This window comes from Faucicola mancuniensis, assembly GCF_046523945.1.
Classification (GTDB): Bacteria; Pseudomonadota; Gammaproteobacteria; order Pseudomonadales; family Moraxellaceae; genus Faucicola; species Faucicola mancuniensis.
In genome coordinates, this window is the sequence record NZ_CP171363.1 from 1,178,385 (window position 1) to 1,194,401 (window position 16,017).

General features: G+C 40.8%; 11 protein-coding genes. 10 read left to right on the forward strand and 1 reads right to left on the reverse strand.

The annotated features are described in order from the left end of the window. Positions 1-28: 28 nt before the first annotated feature. Both rpoC and ACGTJS_RS05850 read left to right on the forward strand, forming a co-directional pair. The gene (gene rpoC / locus ACGTJS_RS05845; protein ID WP_410473104.1) at positions 29-4,264 is read left to right on the forward strand and encodes a DNA-directed RNA polymerase subunit beta'; all 4,236 of its coding nucleotides are present in this window, start codon (positions 29-31) and stop codon (positions 4,262-4,264) included. Positions 4,265-4,385: 121 nt separating this feature from the next. Next, the gene (locus ACGTJS_RS05850) at positions 4,386-4,910 is read left to right on the forward strand and encodes a DUF6586 family protein (protein ID WP_410473105.1); all 525 of its coding nucleotides are present in this window, start codon (positions 4,386-4,388) and stop codon (positions 4,908-4,910) included. Between the two features lie 52 nt (positions 4,911-4,962). Here ACGTJS_RS05850 and ACGTJS_RS05855 read toward each other — a convergent pair whose 3' ends face one another. Next, positions 4,963-7,674, reverse strand: a complete 2,712-nt coding sequence (locus ACGTJS_RS05855; protein ID WP_410473106.1) for a penicillin-binding protein 1A — start codon at positions 7,672-7,674, stop codon at positions 4,963-4,965. A gap of 200 nt (positions 7,675-7,874) precedes the next feature. On the opposite strand from ACGTJS_RS05855, the gene ACGTJS_RS05860 reads away from it, so the two are divergent. The 8 genes from ACGTJS_RS05860 to ACGTJS_RS05895 all read left to right on the forward strand — a co-directional run bounded on the left by ACGTJS_RS05860 (position 7,875) and on the right by ACGTJS_RS05895 (position 16,005). After that, on the forward strand, positions 7,875-8,927 hold the full coding sequence (locus ACGTJS_RS05860) for a pilus assembly protein PilM (protein ID WP_410473107.1): 1,053 nt from the start codon (positions 7,875-7,877) through the stop codon (positions 8,925-8,927). Beyond that, positions 8,927-9,751: a PilN domain-containing protein gene (locus tag ACGTJS_RS05865; protein WP_410473108.1), complete on the forward strand. Its 825-nt coding sequence runs from the start codon at positions 8,927-8,929 to the stop codon at positions 9,749-9,751. The genes ACGTJS_RS05860 and ACGTJS_RS05865 overlap by 1 nt, the downstream gene beginning before the upstream one ends. 3 nt (positions 9,752-9,754) lie before the next feature. Continuing rightward, complete coding sequence (locus ACGTJS_RS05870) at positions 9,755-10,507, forward strand: type 4a pilus biogenesis protein PilO (protein WP_410473109.1); 753 nt, start codon at positions 9,755-9,757, stop codon at positions 10,505-10,507. Then, entirely contained in the window at positions 10,494-11,021 is a 528-nt protein-coding gene (locus ACGTJS_RS05875) for a pilus assembly protein PilP (RefSeq protein ID WP_410473110.1), read from the forward strand. Before ACGTJS_RS05870 ends, ACGTJS_RS05875 begins: the two co-directional genes overlap by 14 nt. A 24-nt stretch (positions 11,022-11,045) precedes the next feature. After that, positions 11,046-13,208: a type IV pilus secretin PilQ gene (gene pilQ / locus ACGTJS_RS05880; RefSeq protein ID WP_410473111.1), complete on the forward strand. Its 2,163-nt coding sequence runs from the start codon at positions 11,046-11,048 to the stop codon at positions 13,206-13,208. A 104-nt stretch (positions 13,209-13,312) separates the two neighbouring features. Beyond that, positions 13,313-13,906 (forward strand): shikimate kinase, encoded by a 594-nt coding sequence (locus ACGTJS_RS05885; protein WP_315042229.1) that lies wholly within the window; start codon positions 13,313-13,315, stop codon positions 13,904-13,906. 36 nt (positions 13,907-13,942) lie between these two features. Further along, positions 13,943-15,013 (forward strand): 3-dehydroquinate synthase, encoded by a 1,071-nt coding sequence (gene aroB / locus ACGTJS_RS05890; RefSeq protein ID WP_410473112.1) that lies wholly within the window; start codon positions 13,943-13,945, stop codon positions 15,011-15,013. Between the two features lie 17 nt (positions 15,014-15,030). Then, a complete protein-coding gene (locus ACGTJS_RS05895) occupies positions 15,031-16,005 on the forward strand; it encodes a hypothetical protein (RefSeq protein WP_410473113.1) in 975 nt (324 codons plus the stop codon). The last annotated feature ends 12 nt before the right edge of the window (positions 16,006-16,017 follow it).

Here is a 16,017-nt window from a genome sequence, read left to right on the forward strand (position 1 = left end):
GATAATTTACTCACGATGGAGAAGTAATTTGAAAGATTTATTAGATATCATGAAAAGCCCTGTGGACTCTACAAATTTAGAGTTTGACAGCATTCAAATTTCTTTAGCATCGCCAGACACCATAAAATCATGGTCGCATGGTGAAGTGAAAAAACCTGAAACCATCAATTACCGTACCTTTAAACCAGAACGTGATGGTTTATTTTGTGCCAAAATTTTTGGTCCAGTCAAAGACTATGAATGTCTTTGTGGCAAATACAAACGTCGTAAATTCCAAGGCGTTATCTGTGAAAAATGTGGCGTAGAAGTTACTGCAGGAAAAGTTCGCCGTGAACGTATGGGTCATATTGAGCTTGCCAGCCCTGTTGCTCATATTTGGTTTTTAAAATCATTGCCAAGCCGTATCGGCTTGTTGCTTGATATGACCTTGCGTGATATTGAGCGTGTGTTATATTTTGAAAGCTATGTCGTGACTGACCCTGGTTTGACCAGCCTTGAAAAATATCAACTGCTTGATGACGAAGATTATTTTAAAGCCCTAGAAGAATTTGGCGATGAATTTACCGCCAAAATGGGTGCAGAAGCGGTTCAAGATTTATTGCGTGATATTGATGTGGATTTGGAAATTGACCAACTTCGCGAAGAAATTCCGAACACAGGCTCAGAAACCAAACTGAAAAAAATGTCAAAACGCTTAAAATTGTTGGAATCTTTCCGTGATTCTAACAACAAACCTGAGTGGATGGTAATGAATATTTTACCTGTATTGCCACCAGATTTGCGCCCGTTGGTACCACTGGAAGGCGGTCGTTTTGCAACTTCAGATTTGAACGATTTGTATCGCCGTGTGATTAACCGTAACAACCGTTTAAAACGTTTATTAGAATTAAACGCACCTGACATTATCGTGCGTAACGAAAAACGTATGTTACAAGAATCGGTTGATGCCTTGCTAGATAATGGCTGTCGTGGTCGTGCGATTACTGGCTCAAACAAACGTCCTTTAAAATCTTTAGCGGATATGATTAAAGGTAAACAAGGTCGTTTCCGTCAAAACTTGTTAGGTAAACGTGTAGACTATTCAGGTCGTTCGGTGATTACCGTAGTCCCATACTTGCGTTTGCATCAATGCGGTTTGCCAAAGAAAATGGCGTTAGAATTATTTAAACCATTTACTTACGCAAAACTATTACAAAAAGGTATCGCAACAACGATTAAAGCTGCCAAAAAAATGGTTGAGCGTGAAGAACCAGCCGTTTGGGATATGCTTGCCAGTGTGATTCGTGAACATCCAGTACTATTGAACCGTGCACCAACACTGCACCGTTTGGGTTTACAAGCGTTTGAGCCTGTGTTGATTGAAGGTAAAGCCATTCAGTTGCACCCATTGGTGTGTTCAGCGTTTAACGCCGACTTTGACGGTGACCAAATGGCGGTTCACGTGCCATTGACGTTAGAAGCACAGCTTGAAGCGCGTGCCTTGATGATGTCTACCAATAATATTTTGTCACCTGCCAACGGTGAGCCGATTATCACACCATCGCAAGACGTTGTGTTAGGTCTATACTATATCAGCCGTGGTAAAGTGAATGCCAAAGGCGAAGGCATGACTTTTTCTAATGTCAAAGAAGTGTATCGTGCTTTGGGTGCGAATAAATTAAGTGTCAATGCTAAAATCAAAGTGCGTGTTACCGAAACTACTTTTGATGAAGATGGCACAGAACATACTGCCACTCGCATGATTGAAACAGTTGCAGGTCGTTGCTTAATTTGGAACATCACGCCAAAAGGCATGAACTTTGACGAAGTAAACAAAGAGATGACCAAGAAAAACATCTCAAAACTGATTAACTCATGTTACCGTAAAATGGGCGTAAAAGACAGCGTTATGTTCGCTGACCAATTGATGTACTTAGGTTTTGCCCAAGCGACCTTGTCAGGCGTTTCTATTGGTATGGAAGACATGGTCATTCCACCAAGCAAAAACCAAATCATTGAATCGGCTGATGCAGAAGTACGTGAAATTGAACATCAATTTGAACAAGGTTTTGTAACCGCAGGTGAACGTTATAACAAAGTGATTGATATTTGGTCTCGTACCAATGAACAAATCGCCAAAGCGATGATGGACAACCTATCATTTGACACCGTGATTAACCGTGATGGTAATGAAGAAAAAGAAAAATCTTTCAACTCAATTTACATCATGTCAGACTCAGGTGCTCGTGGTAGTGCGACACAGATTCGTCAGTTGGCAGGTATGCGTGGCTTGATGGCAAAACCTGACGGCTCTATTATTGAAACGCCAATTAAAGCAAATTTCCGTGAAGGTTTGAGCGTTTTGCAGTACTTTATCTCAACGCACGGTGCACGTAAAGGTCTTGCGGATACCGCATTGAAAACCGCAAACTCGGGTTACTTAACTCGCCGTTTGGTGGACGTAGCACAAGACTTGGTGATTACCCAAGAAGACTGTGGCACAGAAAAAGGCATTTTGATGAAGCCACACATTCAAGGTGGTGAAATCATCGAACAACTGGGCGACCGTGTATTGGGTCGTGTAACCGCCAAAGACGTGATGTCAAACAAAACAGGCGAAGTTGCTATTCCAGCAGGTACATTGCTTGATGAGCATTGGGTAAAAGTACTTGATGAACATGGTATTGATGAAGTTTGGGTACGTTCGGTCATTACTTGTGATGTACCATATGGCGTGTGTGCAAAATGTTACGGTCGTGATTTGGCTCGTGGTCATCGTGTCAATATCGGTGAGTCAGTCGGTGTTATGGCAGCTCAGTCAATCGGTGAGCCGGGTACACAGCTTACCATGCGTACATTCCACGTAGGTGGTGCGGCATCTGCTGAATCCGTTCAAAACAGCATTCAGGTAAATAACGCAGGTACAGTACGTTTCCAAAACTTAAAATCAGTAAAACACACTGATGGACATTTGGTGGTGGTTTCTCGTTCTGCTGAAATCAGTGTTACCGACGATTTGGGTCGTGAGCGTGAGCGTTATAAAGCACCATACGGTTCATCTGTCTTGGTAATGGACGGTGAAACGGTAAGTGCAGGTCAAACCATTGCAAAATGGGACCCACATACCCACCCAATTATTACCGAAGTATCAGGTAAAGCTCGCTTTAACGATATCACCGATGGTATCACAGCGACCATGAAGATTGATGAAGCCACAGGTATGAGTTCTTACGAAATCTTGGCGACCAAAGACCGCCCAAGCTCTGGTAAAGACTTGCGTCCTGCGATTATTCTTGACACCAAAGATGGCAAAGAGGTGATTTACTTCCTACCACAACAAACCATCATTCGTGTACACGAAGGTGATGAAGTTGCCACAGGCTCGGTGTTAGGTCGTGTTCCACAAGAATCATCAGGTACAAAAGATATTACGGGTGGTTTGCCACGTGTCGCCGACTTGTTTGAAGCCCGCCGTCCAAAAGATCATGCGATTATGGCTGAAATGAGTGGTACAGTCAGTTTTGGTAAAGATACCAAAGGCAAAAACCGCTTTATCATTACCAATGATGATGGTGAAATCCACGAAGAGTTGATTCCAAAATGGCGACAAATCAACGTGTTTGAAGGTGAGCGAGTGGAGCGTGGTGAAGTGATTGCCGATGGTCCTGCCAACCCACACGATATTTTACGCTTAAAAGGCGAAACCGAATTGGCAAACTATATTGTCAATGAAGTACAAGACGTTTACCGTTTACAAGGCGTAAAAATCAATGACAAACACATTGAAGTCATCATTCGTCAAATGCTTCGTAAAGTAGAAATTATCGAAGGCGGTGATTCAAGCTACTTTAAAGGTGACCAAGCCGAATACGCTGATATCGTGGCATTAAACCAAAAACTTGACAGCGAAAATAAATTCCCTGTGAAATTTGAACGTTTATTGATGGGTATTACCAAAGCATCGCTTGCAACCGAAAGCTTTATTTCGGCAGGATCGTTCCAAGAAACCACACGTGTCTTGACAGCCGCTGCGGTAATGGGTAAAGTTGATGACTTGCGTGGTCTAAAAGAAAACGTGGTTGTCGGTCGTCTTGTACCATCAGGAACAGGTTTGGCGTATCATACCTATCGCCAAAATACGGTGAATACAGCAGACGAAATCATCAACACTGATGTGTTAGACAATGCGTTGGTTGAAGGTGTGATTCCTGCTGATGTGGATAATTTCACCGAAGAGTTCCAAAACAAATTTGCAGAAGAATTTAACAGTCAAGAAAACAAATAATTTGATTGTCAAATATTTAGCAAAACAAAAGGGTCAGTTCGTAAGAATTGACCTTTTTGTTTGGCGTTTTTTTGTGAAAAGTGCTATAGTTGTGTTTATTTGTAAAATTTAGGAAAAAATTATGGCAAACCGTGTCGCACGTTATCAAGCGGATAGAACCAACCAAAAATTTTATTTTAGCCGAATTTATTGCCAGCTGGCAGAAGAAACACCCCAAGCCCAACTGCAAACTGCTCATGTCGAATCGGCAATTTTGCATTTGTACGGTGGTTATTTGGCATTTTTACAGGAAATTTCCCATTATTATCATGTCAATTTGGCAGAACCCAGTTTGACAAACATTGAAAAAGCATTGGCAGAGCGAACCCAAATTTCACCAGAAATTGTGCGTTTAAAAAAACTTTTACAAACAGACTTTTTAGCAGACATTGAACAAGCCGTAAAACAAGTTGATTTTAAACCTGTCCCCAAAGAAAAAACTGAAAACAATGAAAAGCTTGTATTAAATGGCAAATTGCCTGTGGTGGACGTGATGGCAAAGGCAATGACTGATGGCTTGGTGATATCGGTGGATATGGTACGTCAGTGGCGTGGGCAGTTGCTTGAAGTGGTGGAAAGTTTGCGAGAAGGTATGGTTGAATTTTAATCAAAAAAAATCCCAAAGTTGTTTTGGGATTTTTTATTTGCAAAATAACGGATTATTCTTCGGCAGATTTGACTCGGCGGTTGGATTCAATTTGTGCCATGTTGCGGTTTTGTTTGGGTTGTTCGCTTGGCATATCGTCAGTTGTAGAGTCGATGTCAGGCTGTTGTTCAGGACGTTTTTGGGTAACGCCTTTCGGGGGTTTGGTTTCATCTTTGATTTCGTTGCCTTTGCTGTCCAAACGTCTTTCGCCATTGTCGGTTAGTTCAATGGTTTCTTGTTCTTGTTTTTTGGATTTGGCACGGTTGTTAACAGATACCCATTGTACAGGTTTGTCTTTGAGCATTTTTGAGGTAAAATCCATCCACACAGGCAGGGCTGCCACACCACCAAACTCACCACGTCCTAAGCCGACAGGTTGGTCAAAACCAATCCAAACGATGGTCGCCATCGTTGGGTGAATCCCTGCAAACCATGCGTCTTTGGCATCATTGGTGGTACCAGTTTTACCGCCGACATCAGAGCGTCCAATCGCTTGGGCTTTTTTGGCAGTACCAAGCTGAATCACATCGCGCATCATGTTTGCCATTTGAAAAGCCGAGCTTGAGGCGATAATGCGTGGTGCTTGTTGTGAAGGCTGATATTGGATAGCACTTGGTTTTAATCGGTCAGATTCAGGGCCAGCATCATAAAGCTGAGCTTCTAAATCGGCTCGGCGTTTTAGCAAATCTTTTTTGGCTTTTTCTTCTTTGCTTAATTTTGTGTTTTGTTTTTTATCGGTTGGTTCTTCGGCATCGTCATTTGGCTTGCTTTCTTCTTCATCAATTGGATTTTCGTTGAGTAAATCCGCTTTTTTGGTTTCGTTGTTGTTTTTGCCGTCTTTTTGTAATTGTTCAAATGCTTTGAGCGTGTCAGCATTGAGTTTTTTGAGTTGGCTGTTAAAGCAAGTCGCACACGCATTTTGTGGATTAGCTTGGAAAATTAATTTGCCATTATAATCAAATATTTGTTCAATAAAATAAGGTTGAATACGATGTCCACCATTGGCAATCGTTGAATAAGCGGTCGCCATTTGTACGGGTGTGGCTTCGCCAGAACCCAATGCCAATGATAGCGTGGTCGGCATACGGTCTTTTTCAAGCCCCAGTTGGCTCAACATTTCTCGGGTATCAGGAATACCTGCTGAACGTAAGACACGAATAGATACCAAGTTTCTGGATAAATAAAGCCCTGTACGCAGTGGAATTGAGCCTAAAAAGCGTCCATCAGCATTTTTTGGGGTCCAGTTACCAACCTTTAACGGTCCGTCCGATACCAAAGTATCAGGGCTAAAGCCTTTTTCTAAAGCGGCGGTATAAACCAAAGGCTTGATGGTAGAACCTGGCTGGCGATAGCCTTGTAAGGCACGGTTAAATTTGCTTTTGTTAAAGTCAAAGCCACCAACGGCGGCAATTAACGCCCCTGTATCAGGCTCAACAGAGACTAAAGCCCCTTCTACCGCAGGCAGTTGAACCAAGTTCCATTTTTCGGAATCGTTTTCGTTTTGTGTTACATATACCACATCATGCTGACGCACACTGACACTGCCATAAGACTGACGTACGTATGACAATGAGCCTGTGATTTTTGTGCCGTTTTTCATTTGGGCTTCAAACTGATTACCAGAAATCAGTTTGGTAACTTCAACGGGATAAAAAGGTGGAATATCTGGAAAATTGGCAAATACTGCAGGTTTTGACTTTTTATCTTTGGCATATTTGGTGTTGGGTGGTCTTCGCCAACCATGACGGCGGTCATACGCAAACAAGCCACGTTTTAACGCATTGTCGGCGATTTCTTGTTCTTTACTGTCAATGGTTAATTTCACACGCCAACCAGAATCCATCACGCTTTCGCCATATTGCTCAACCAAGGCAACACGAGTCATTTCGGCAAGATAAGGAAAGTTTTTATCCAGTTTTGCTTGATAAAGTTTTAAGTTAATCGGTGCATTGACTGCTTCGTCATATTGGGCTTGGGTGATAGCACCATTTTTGAGCATTTGTCCCAAAATCCAGTTGCGGCGTTCTAAGGCACGTTCAGGATTGACGACAGGATTGTATTTTGATGGGGCTTTTGGCAAACCTGCAATCATTGCCATTTCGGCAATGGTTAAATTGTCCAAAGATTTGCTATAATATTGTTTGGCAGCAGCCTTAATCCCATATGCCCCTTGACCCAAATAAATTTTATTCACGTATAAAGTAAAAATTTCATTTTTGGTCAATTTTTCTTCAATTTTTCTAGCTAAAAATAACTCAACCAATTTACGGTTTAAGGTTCGCTCAGGCGATAAAAAATAATTTTTGGCAACCTGCATGGTAATGGTAGAACCGCCCGTTTGTCCTTCATCATCGCTCACCGCTTCGGTTACGGCACGTCCAATCCCTTTGACACTGATGCCGCTATGCTGAAAAAAACTGGCATCTTCGGCAGCCAAAAACGCATTCACCAAATCTTTTGGTACATCTTCATAGGCGACAGGCAAAGACATGGTATTACCATACTGTCCGATGAGTTGGTTATCGCTTGTGTAAATTTGTAAAGGCATGGCAAGTTTGGCTTGTTTTAGCTCATCAAGACTCGGCAAACTTGGCGTGATATACATCGCCATACCATAAAAACCAATCGGAAATGCTAAAACCAATACAATTGCCAATGCAACAATGGCTAAAATCAAATTAACAAAAAACTTTAACAATGAAAAAGAAGTGGCATTTTTAGACATACAGATTAACATAGGAAAAATAAAATGCTATTATACCCAAAAAATTTCAACAGCAGTAAAAATTCTTTGCCATTTATCCTATTTTTATTCCATTTATTAGATAAAATTTAAAAAATGGTTGAATATTGTTAATCAATGCAGTATTGTATACACTGTAGAAATTTTCTGTTACCGACACTAGCATATTAAGGAACATTGTTGTGAGGTTCTTAACAAAAAGCAACAAACAAATTATCGGTGTTGATGTTACTTCAACATCGGTAAAAATGGTTGAAATTGTCCGCCAGCAAGGACTATTTCACCTAAAAAATTATGGTATTGAACCGCTCAATCGGGGTGCTGTGATTGATAAAGAAATCAAAGACCCAGAAGCGGTAGGCGATGCGATTAATAAACTTAGTCGCTCGTTGAGTTTGTCTAGCAAAAACGTGGCAACAGCCGTTTCGGGTGCATCTGTGATTAGCAAAATCATTGAGATGGATACTGCCATGTCAGATACTGACCGTGAGGCTCGTATTCGTCTGGATGCTGACCAATATATTCCATATCCTTTAACCGAAGTTAATTTGGATTTTGAAGTATTAGGGCCTGCAGCTGATGAAGGCAAATCTCGTGTGCTGTTAGTCGCATCACGCTCTGAAAATGTGGAGCAACGTGTTGAAGTGATGACGCTTGCAGGACTTGAGACAAAAGTGGTTGATGTGGAGTCTTATGCTATTGAGCGTGCATTTCAGCTCATCGTGGACAGCCTGCCAGGACAACCACAGAATGTCGCCTTGATTGACATTGGTCATAGTCAAACGACTTTGTATATCGCCAAAGATGGTGATTTTGTTTATAGTCGCGAACAATTGTTTGGCGGTGGACAGCTCACAGAAAGTATCCAAAATCGTTATGGCTTAACTTATGAAGAAGCCATGACAAACAAGAAAAACATGACATTACCAGATGATTATCAATCAGATGTGTTAATGCCATTTTTGGATTCAATTGTTCAACAAATCACCCGTTCGTTACAATTTTATTTTTCTTCAAGCCAAAGTCATCAGGTTGATTATATCTTGTTATCGGGTGGTACAGCAAGTTTGCCCGGCTTGGCAAGCATGGTTGAACAAAAATTGGGTAGTCGTACCAGCATTGCCAATCCATTTGCCAATATGACGATTGGTAATCAAGTCAATACTGAGTCATTGTTGGTTGATGCACCTAGCTTGATGGCAGCGTGTGGTTTGGCATTAAGGAGTTTTGACTGATGGCAAGAATTAATTTACTGCCTTGGCGTCAAGAGGTTCGTGAACGTAAAAATAAAGAGTTTATGACCTTGATTGTGGCTGTGTTGTTATTATCATTACTCGCCGCTTTTGCTGCTTGGAGTTATTTTAATAATCAATTAACAGACCAACAAGCCGCCAATGAAAAAATCAAACAAGAAAATACCAATCTTGATAAAGCATTAACCGAGATTGAAACCTTAGAGCAACAGCGTGATGATATCATTGCACGTATGAAGGTGATTCAAGATTTGCAAGGTCGTCGTCCTGTGCCTGTGCGTGTTTGGGACGATATTGCACGTTTAATCCCTGCACAAATGTATTTAACCAATATGAAGCGTGAAGGTGATTTGATTACTTTTACAGGACAGGCGAGTGATAATACCGTTGTTGCGAATTTTATCCGTGCGTTAGATGGCTCTGAATGGTTGCAAGATTCTGCTGTGGTGAGTTTGCAACAGCCTGATGCAGTTGCTTATAAACAAGCCACGACTGCACCGCAATCAGTGAATGGTAAACCACCTAGACCGACCTATCCAGAAGACAGTTATTTGACATTTGTGGTAACCACCAAAATTAGTCAAGGTGTTGCCAGTGGCACAGCAAGCACGGCTAGTCCAGTCGCATCAGCACCAGCACCTGTGATGGCACAGCAACAAGTTGCATCAACTGTTCCAAGTAGCCAAGCATCAGCGGCTCAAGTGGCACAAGCACCTGTTGCGAGTGGTGCATCTGTGGCAAAGCCTGCAAGCACTGCAACAGTTACCAATCCAAAAGCATCAACTGCTAGCACGGCAAAGGAGTAATCAATGGTTAAATTAAACAAACCAACGAAAAAGCCGTTACTATCTAAAAAGGCAAAAAAAGTTGTTGATAAAAAACCAAAGAAATCATTTGATTTTAAAGAGTTTGCTGACAGTTTTAAATCGTTAGACCAAAATAACTATGGTAGCTGGCCTTTGCCTGTCAAAATCACGACCTTGGTGTTTATTGTGGGCTTGGTAGCAGCATTAACATGGGCGTTGCCTATTAGTAGTAAGCGTGAAGAAATTGCTTCTGCGGAAGCAGAACAGCAAACTTTGTTAGACCAATACAAAGAAAAAGAATCAAAAGCTCGTCATTTGCAAGCATATAAAGACCAAATTGCTAAAATGGAAGCAGATTTTAAAGAGTTGTTAAACCAATTACCAAAAGAAACTCGTATTTCGGATTTGGTAGATGGTATTACGATGGTTGGTTCTGGTAGTAATATTAAGTTCCAAGATATTAAGGTTGAGCCTGAAGTTTCACAAGAGTTTTTTATTGAACAGCCTATTCGCATTGCTGCTTTGGGTAATTATCATGAGTTCGGTTCGTTTTTAAGTGGTTTAGCACAGTTGCCTCGTATTGTAACGTTACATGATTTTGAAGTAACCAATACTAAGCCAAGCTTAGACGAAGTGCCACAAACAACTATGGTGTTAAATACCAAAACTTATCGTTCAAAAGATGTAACAGAAGCAACTGCCAAAAAAGATGGTAAAGATGATGCCAAAGCAGGAGACAATAATGAGAGTAAATAATTATATTGTATTATCCCTGCTCGTATCTTTTGGCTTAACTGCTTGTGCGGATAGAGTGGGACTTGCCGAACAAAAAATGCAGGAGATTCGTAATCAACCTGCACAGCCTATTCAGCCACTACCTCAGCCACAAGTGGTACAAGCATTTAATTATAGTGCTGGACAGCTTAGAAGTCCATTTATGCCACCAAGTTTGATGTTGCGAGCCACACAAGAAGCTGAAATTCAAGGCGTTCGTCCTGATGAAACTCGTATTAAAGAGCCATTAGAGCAATTTGATTTAAATGAACTCACGTATCGTGGTATTGTTGTTTCTGAAAACGGTGAGCTTTATGCCCTTATTCAGACACCTGAAGGTCGTATTGCCAGTGTCAAAGTTGGTAACTATTTGGGTAAAAACTATGGGCGAATTACAGAAATCACGCCAACTCAAATTAATCTAATTGAAATCGTACCAGACAGCCGTGTTGGGTTTATTGAGCAACCAACTTCTATTGCTGTTACAGCAAGTTAAGACTAAGTATTTAAGGATAATTTTATGAATTTTTTAACCTATCCATGCCGTACCTCTCTATCAAAGCTTGCTGTTGCAGTGGCTACTGCGACTATCACCAGTGTTGCAATGGCGAATGGTACAATCAATCAAGTATCCGTTGGACAAGTAACAACGGATAGCACCACGTTGAATATCGGCTTTAGCCAAGGTGCTGTAAAACCAACGGCTTATCAAATGGCAAATCCAAATCGTTTGGTTTTGGATTTTTCAAATGTCGATAGTCAAGGTATACCCCGTGTTCAAGCAGTTAATCAAGGTCAGATTCATAATGTAACAACTGTTACAAGTGGTAATACCACGCGTATGATTGTAGAGTTAGATGAAAATGCCAAATTCACCAATGCCAATGTGCAAAATGGTCAAGTTGTCGTGACTACTCAGTCATTGCAAGGCAAAATGATTCAAGCACCTGCTATCGCACCTGTGGTTGCCACAACCAATATGCCAGCACCTGCTGAAACGATGGTTGTTAAAGTCAATCCATTATTAAACCCAGCAGTGGCAACCTCTCGTCAATATAGCTATGATGGCTTAACCGCTATCAGTCTAAATGGCTCTGCCAACGGTGGTGCGAGTGTGGGCATCAATTTGGTGAATGACAGCATTCCTGTAGATGTACAACGTACAGGCGATGAATTGGTTATCCGTTTGACAGGTGCAACGATTCCTAATCATTTGCTAAAACAAATGGCAGGTACAGGCTTAGTTGGTAATATCACAGCCAATAATCAAGGACGCAATGGCGTGATTCGTATCGCTATGAATGGTGATTATGAGTATAAAGCCTATCAAACAGGTAGCCAATTAAGCATTAATATTGAACCACCAAAAAAACTGCGTGAACCAACGCTAGAAGAGCGTACCTATACAGGAGCACCACTATCTTTGGAATTCCAAGATGTGAGCGTTCGTCAGATTTTGGAAGTATTGGGTCAACATACCAATACCAATATTATTGCCAGTGATAGCGTATCAGGTAATATTACTTTGCGTTTAATCAATGTGCCTTGGGACCAAGCCTTAGACATTATCTTAAAAAGCAAAAACCTTGACAAACGTGTTAATGGCAACGTGATTTGGATAGCCCCAGCCGCCGAACTCACTAAACAAGAGAATGATGAGCTACAAGCAATTAAAGATAAACAAGAACTTGACCCAGTACGCCCAGAATATATCCGTCTCAACTATGCTAAAGCTGAAGATGTTCGTACAATGATTGAGTCAGATAAAGGTGGAAATGGTGGTAATCACTCTACATCTTTATTATCTTCTCGTGGTACAGTTACCATTGATGCGCGTACCAACACCTTGATTATCAAAGATACCAATGCCAGTATTGCCAATATTCGTGATTTGATTAGCAAAATTGATATCCCTGTAAAACAAGTAATGATTGAAGCACGTATTGTGAATGCAAGCGATAGCTTTAGCAAAGAAATGGGTGTGAAATGGGGTATCTTGGGTGCGAAAAAAGATTTTATTGTCGGTGGTACAGAACAGACACTTTGGGACGTACAAACTACTAACGCAGGCGAAAAACTGAACGTTACTCGTCCAAATAACCTTAACGTCAATTTGGGTGCATCTAACCCAACGGGCTCTGTTGCATTTGGTTTGCTAAATATTTCAGATATGTTGCTAGATTTAGAGTTATCAGCCATGCAGTCTGATGGTCGTGGTGAAGTAGTTTCTAGTCCAAAAGTTTTGACAGCAGATAAACAAAAGGCTAAAATTATGTCTGGTACACAAATACCTTACCAAGAAGCCTCAGCCAGTGGAGCAACATCTACTAGCTTTAAAGATGCTGTTCTTAGTTTGGAAGTAACACCTAATATTACCCCAGAAGGTCGAGTAGGTATGGGTTTAGCTATTACCAATGATAGTGCGAATCTGAATACATCGCCACCAACGATTACTACAAGAGCTATACAAACTAACGTTATTGTAGATGATGGACAAACCGTTGTATTAGGTGGTATTTTTGAAAACACCACTGGTAATAATATGCAAAAAGTTCCTTTTTTAGGCGATATGCCCGGCATTAAGAGTTTGTTTAGACGTACTTCTAAAACAAATAGTAAAACAGAAATGTTGATTTTTGTTACACCAAAAATTGTTAATGATGGTGTGAGTCGTATGAATTAATAAAAAACAACTATCATTTGACAAGTTTTTGGGAAATGATAGCGATTTACCACAAATCATCGTATAATATCCCCCGATATGATAAGATGATTTGTGGTTTTTTTATGGTGAATAATTGGCAACCGCCTTTGATAATATTGGTCGGACCGATGGGGGCTGGCAAAACAACGATTGGCAAACTATTGTCTAATCAATTAAATTATACGTTTTATGATAGCGACCATGAAGTTGAGCGTTTGACAGGGACAACGATTAGTTGGATTTTTGACAAAGAGGGCGAACAAGGCTTTCGCCAACGAGAAAGTAAAACCCTTGATGATTTAACAAAACTTTCGCACGCCGTGATTGCGACAGGTGGTGGTGCGGTGATAACACCGATAAACCGTGATTATTTAAAGCGTGGCGTGGTGGTCTATTTGCGAGCAGAAGTTGATGTGCAGTACGAGCGTACCAAGCATGACCGTAGCCGTCCGCTACTCCAAAATGACAACCCCAAAGCATGTTTAGCTGAGCTGTTTGCGGTGCGAGACCCGATTTATCAATCGCTTGCGGATATTGTGATTACCACTGGCTATTTAACGCCAAAAAAAATGGTAAAAGAAATTTTGCACCAATTACAAAATTTTACCCAACATTATGGCAAAAATAAAGACAATCCGATTGTGTCCATTCAAGTGACCAAAATTAAACGTCATTAGGGTAAGAGTTTATTTGTGTTAATATAGGATTTTAGTATGGCTAAAGAATTGATTGTTACCACACGTTTACACGATTATCCGATTGTGATTGGTGAAAATTTATTAACAAGTTTTGATTTTTCGCCTTTTATCAAGGGTAAACAAATTTTAATCGTTACCAATGAAACGATTGCACCGTTATATTTGCAACAATTAATTGATAATTTGCCAACAGACAAAAAAATCGCAACCTGTATTTTGGCTGATGGTGAACAATACAAAAACCAAGACAGCATTAACCAAATTTATGACGTGTTAATGCGTGAGCATTTTAGCCGTGATTGTACGTTGATTGCGTTGGGCGGTGGTGTGATTGGTGATATGGTCGGTTTTGCGGCGGCAAGTTTTATGCGTGGCGTGAATTTTATCCAGATTCCAACGACTTTGCTATCACAGGTGGATTCTAGTGTTGGTGGTAAAACAGGTATTAATCACCCACTTGGTAAAAATATGATTGGGGCGTTTTGGCAGCCAAGACTTGTGCTTGCGGATATGGCGTTATTGACGACTTTACCGCAACGTGAATTGTCGGCAGGATTGGCAGAAGTGATTAAGTATGCCTTGATTACTGATTTAGAATTTTTAAACTGGCTTGAGAAAAATATGCAAGGCTTGGTGAGTTTGGACATGAGTTTGCTTGGCGAAGCTGTGTTAAAATCTTGCCAACACAAAGCCAATATCGTCGCTGAAGATGAATTTGAAAATGGCAGACGTGCCTTGTTAAATTTTGGGCATACGTTTGGTCATGTGATTGAAACGCACGAAGGTTACGGCAATTATCTGCACGGTGAAGCGGTGGCGATTGGCATGGTGCAAGCGATGAAATTGTCGCAAAAAATGGGCAATGTCAGTCTTGATGATGTCGCTCGTGTGGAAATTTTACTAAAAAATGCCAATTTACCAATTTTACCGCCAAAGATTGCGGTGGAAACGGCGTTGGATTTGATGAGCCATGACAAAAAGGTCAAATCTGGGCAAATTCGTTTGATTTTGTTAAAAACATTGGGCGATGCTTATATTACCGCAGATTATGATGCAAGCAGTTTACAACAAGTGCTACAGAATTGATTTAAAAAAGGTTAGATATGTTAAATTTTTTATCAACACGTTATCGTTCATTGGCTGCTCAAGCCAGTGTTTGGCTGATTTTTACAGCAGTGGCAGGTGGCTTGACTTTTATGGTGTGGGTGTCATCAGCGGTAAAACCTGAAGTCAAAAAGAACCAAGATAACGAGATTTCAACGGTTATAGACCCGAATATTTTGTTGTTAAATCACAATCCTGATGAACTCAATAAAATGGTGCAACCGATTAAGTTTGATGCGATTATTCGGGATAAGCGCAACTACCCAAAAGAGTTCAAAGACAGCCGTTTTATCAAAACCAATCTTGGTAAATGGACGGTGCAAGTCATGAACGTGGTGCAACATGAAGTGATTACCGATTATTTGGCGAACCGTTCTGACCGTGATAAGTTTAACTATTTTCGCATTGTTGATGAAGACAATCAAAAACGTTTTGTATTGACTTATGGCACGTTTGGTTCAGCCCAAGAAGCGATTGGGGCGAGTAAATTAACCAAGTTTAATTTGCCAAATAATGTGCAAGCATTTCCTGAAGAATTTAAGCTATATCTGGCACAAATGGACGAGTATGAAATCAGCCCACCATTACAAGATATTGGGCGTGATACGCCAAAATCGGTGAATCTAAGCAAAGCCAAGTCTGAGTTGCCAGCACCAAAAGCCCAAGAAACGTCAGCGACCGAAGAAAAACCCAAAGAAAGTATTGAAAAATCTAATAATACCAACGATACTTTGGCGGTTGAAGAAAAACGGGTTGCCAAAAATCCCAATGCTGAACTGAATGAAGCGATTAGACAAAATCAAGACTTTAGTCAAAGATTGCCAGAACCAAAACCTGTTGAGCAAAAATTGCCAGAGCCAAAACCGACTGGAAACATAGAAAAAACCGAAAAGCCAAGCGAAAAAAAACAAGCTGAGAAAAAACCAGTGGAAAAAACAGAACGTCAAAAAGCTGATAATAACAACGAGGAATAAAAAAAGCCTGTT

Excerpts from the sequence above, each read along its gene's own strand:
- ACGTJS_RS05855 (WP_410473106.1), bottom strand. The coding sequence starts at position 7,674 with ATGTCTAAAAATGCCACTTCTTTTTCATTGTTAAAGTTTTTTGTTAAT.
- ACGTJS_RS05895 (WP_410473113.1), top strand. The coding sequence starts at position 15,031 with ATGTTAAATTTTTTATCAACACGTTATCGTTCATTGGCTGCTCAAGCC.
- ACGTJS_RS05870 (WP_410473109.1), top strand. The coding sequence starts at position 9,755 with ATGGTTAAATTAAACAAACCAACGAAAAAGCCGTTACTATCTAAAAAG.
- aroB (WP_410473112.1), top strand. The coding sequence starts at position 13,943 with ATGGCTAAAGAATTGATTGTTACCACACGTTTACACGATTATCCGATT.
- ACGTJS_RS05885 (WP_315042229.1), top strand. The coding sequence starts at position 13,313 with ATGGTGAATAATTGGCAACCGCCTTTGATAATATTGGTCGGACCGATG.
- pilQ (WP_410473111.1), top strand. The coding sequence starts at position 11,046 with ATGAATTTTTTAACCTATCCATGCCGTACCTCTCTATCAAAGCTTGCT.
- ACGTJS_RS05875 (WP_410473110.1), top strand. The coding sequence starts at position 10,494 with ATGAGAGTAAATAATTATATTGTATTATCCCTGCTCGTATCTTTTGGC.
- ACGTJS_RS05865 (WP_410473108.1), top strand. The coding sequence starts at position 8,927 with ATGGCAAGAATTAATTTACTGCCTTGGCGTCAAGAGGTTCGTGAACGT.
- ACGTJS_RS05850 (WP_410473105.1), top strand. The coding sequence starts at position 4,386 with ATGGCAAACCGTGTCGCACGTTATCAAGCGGATAGAACCAACCAAAAA.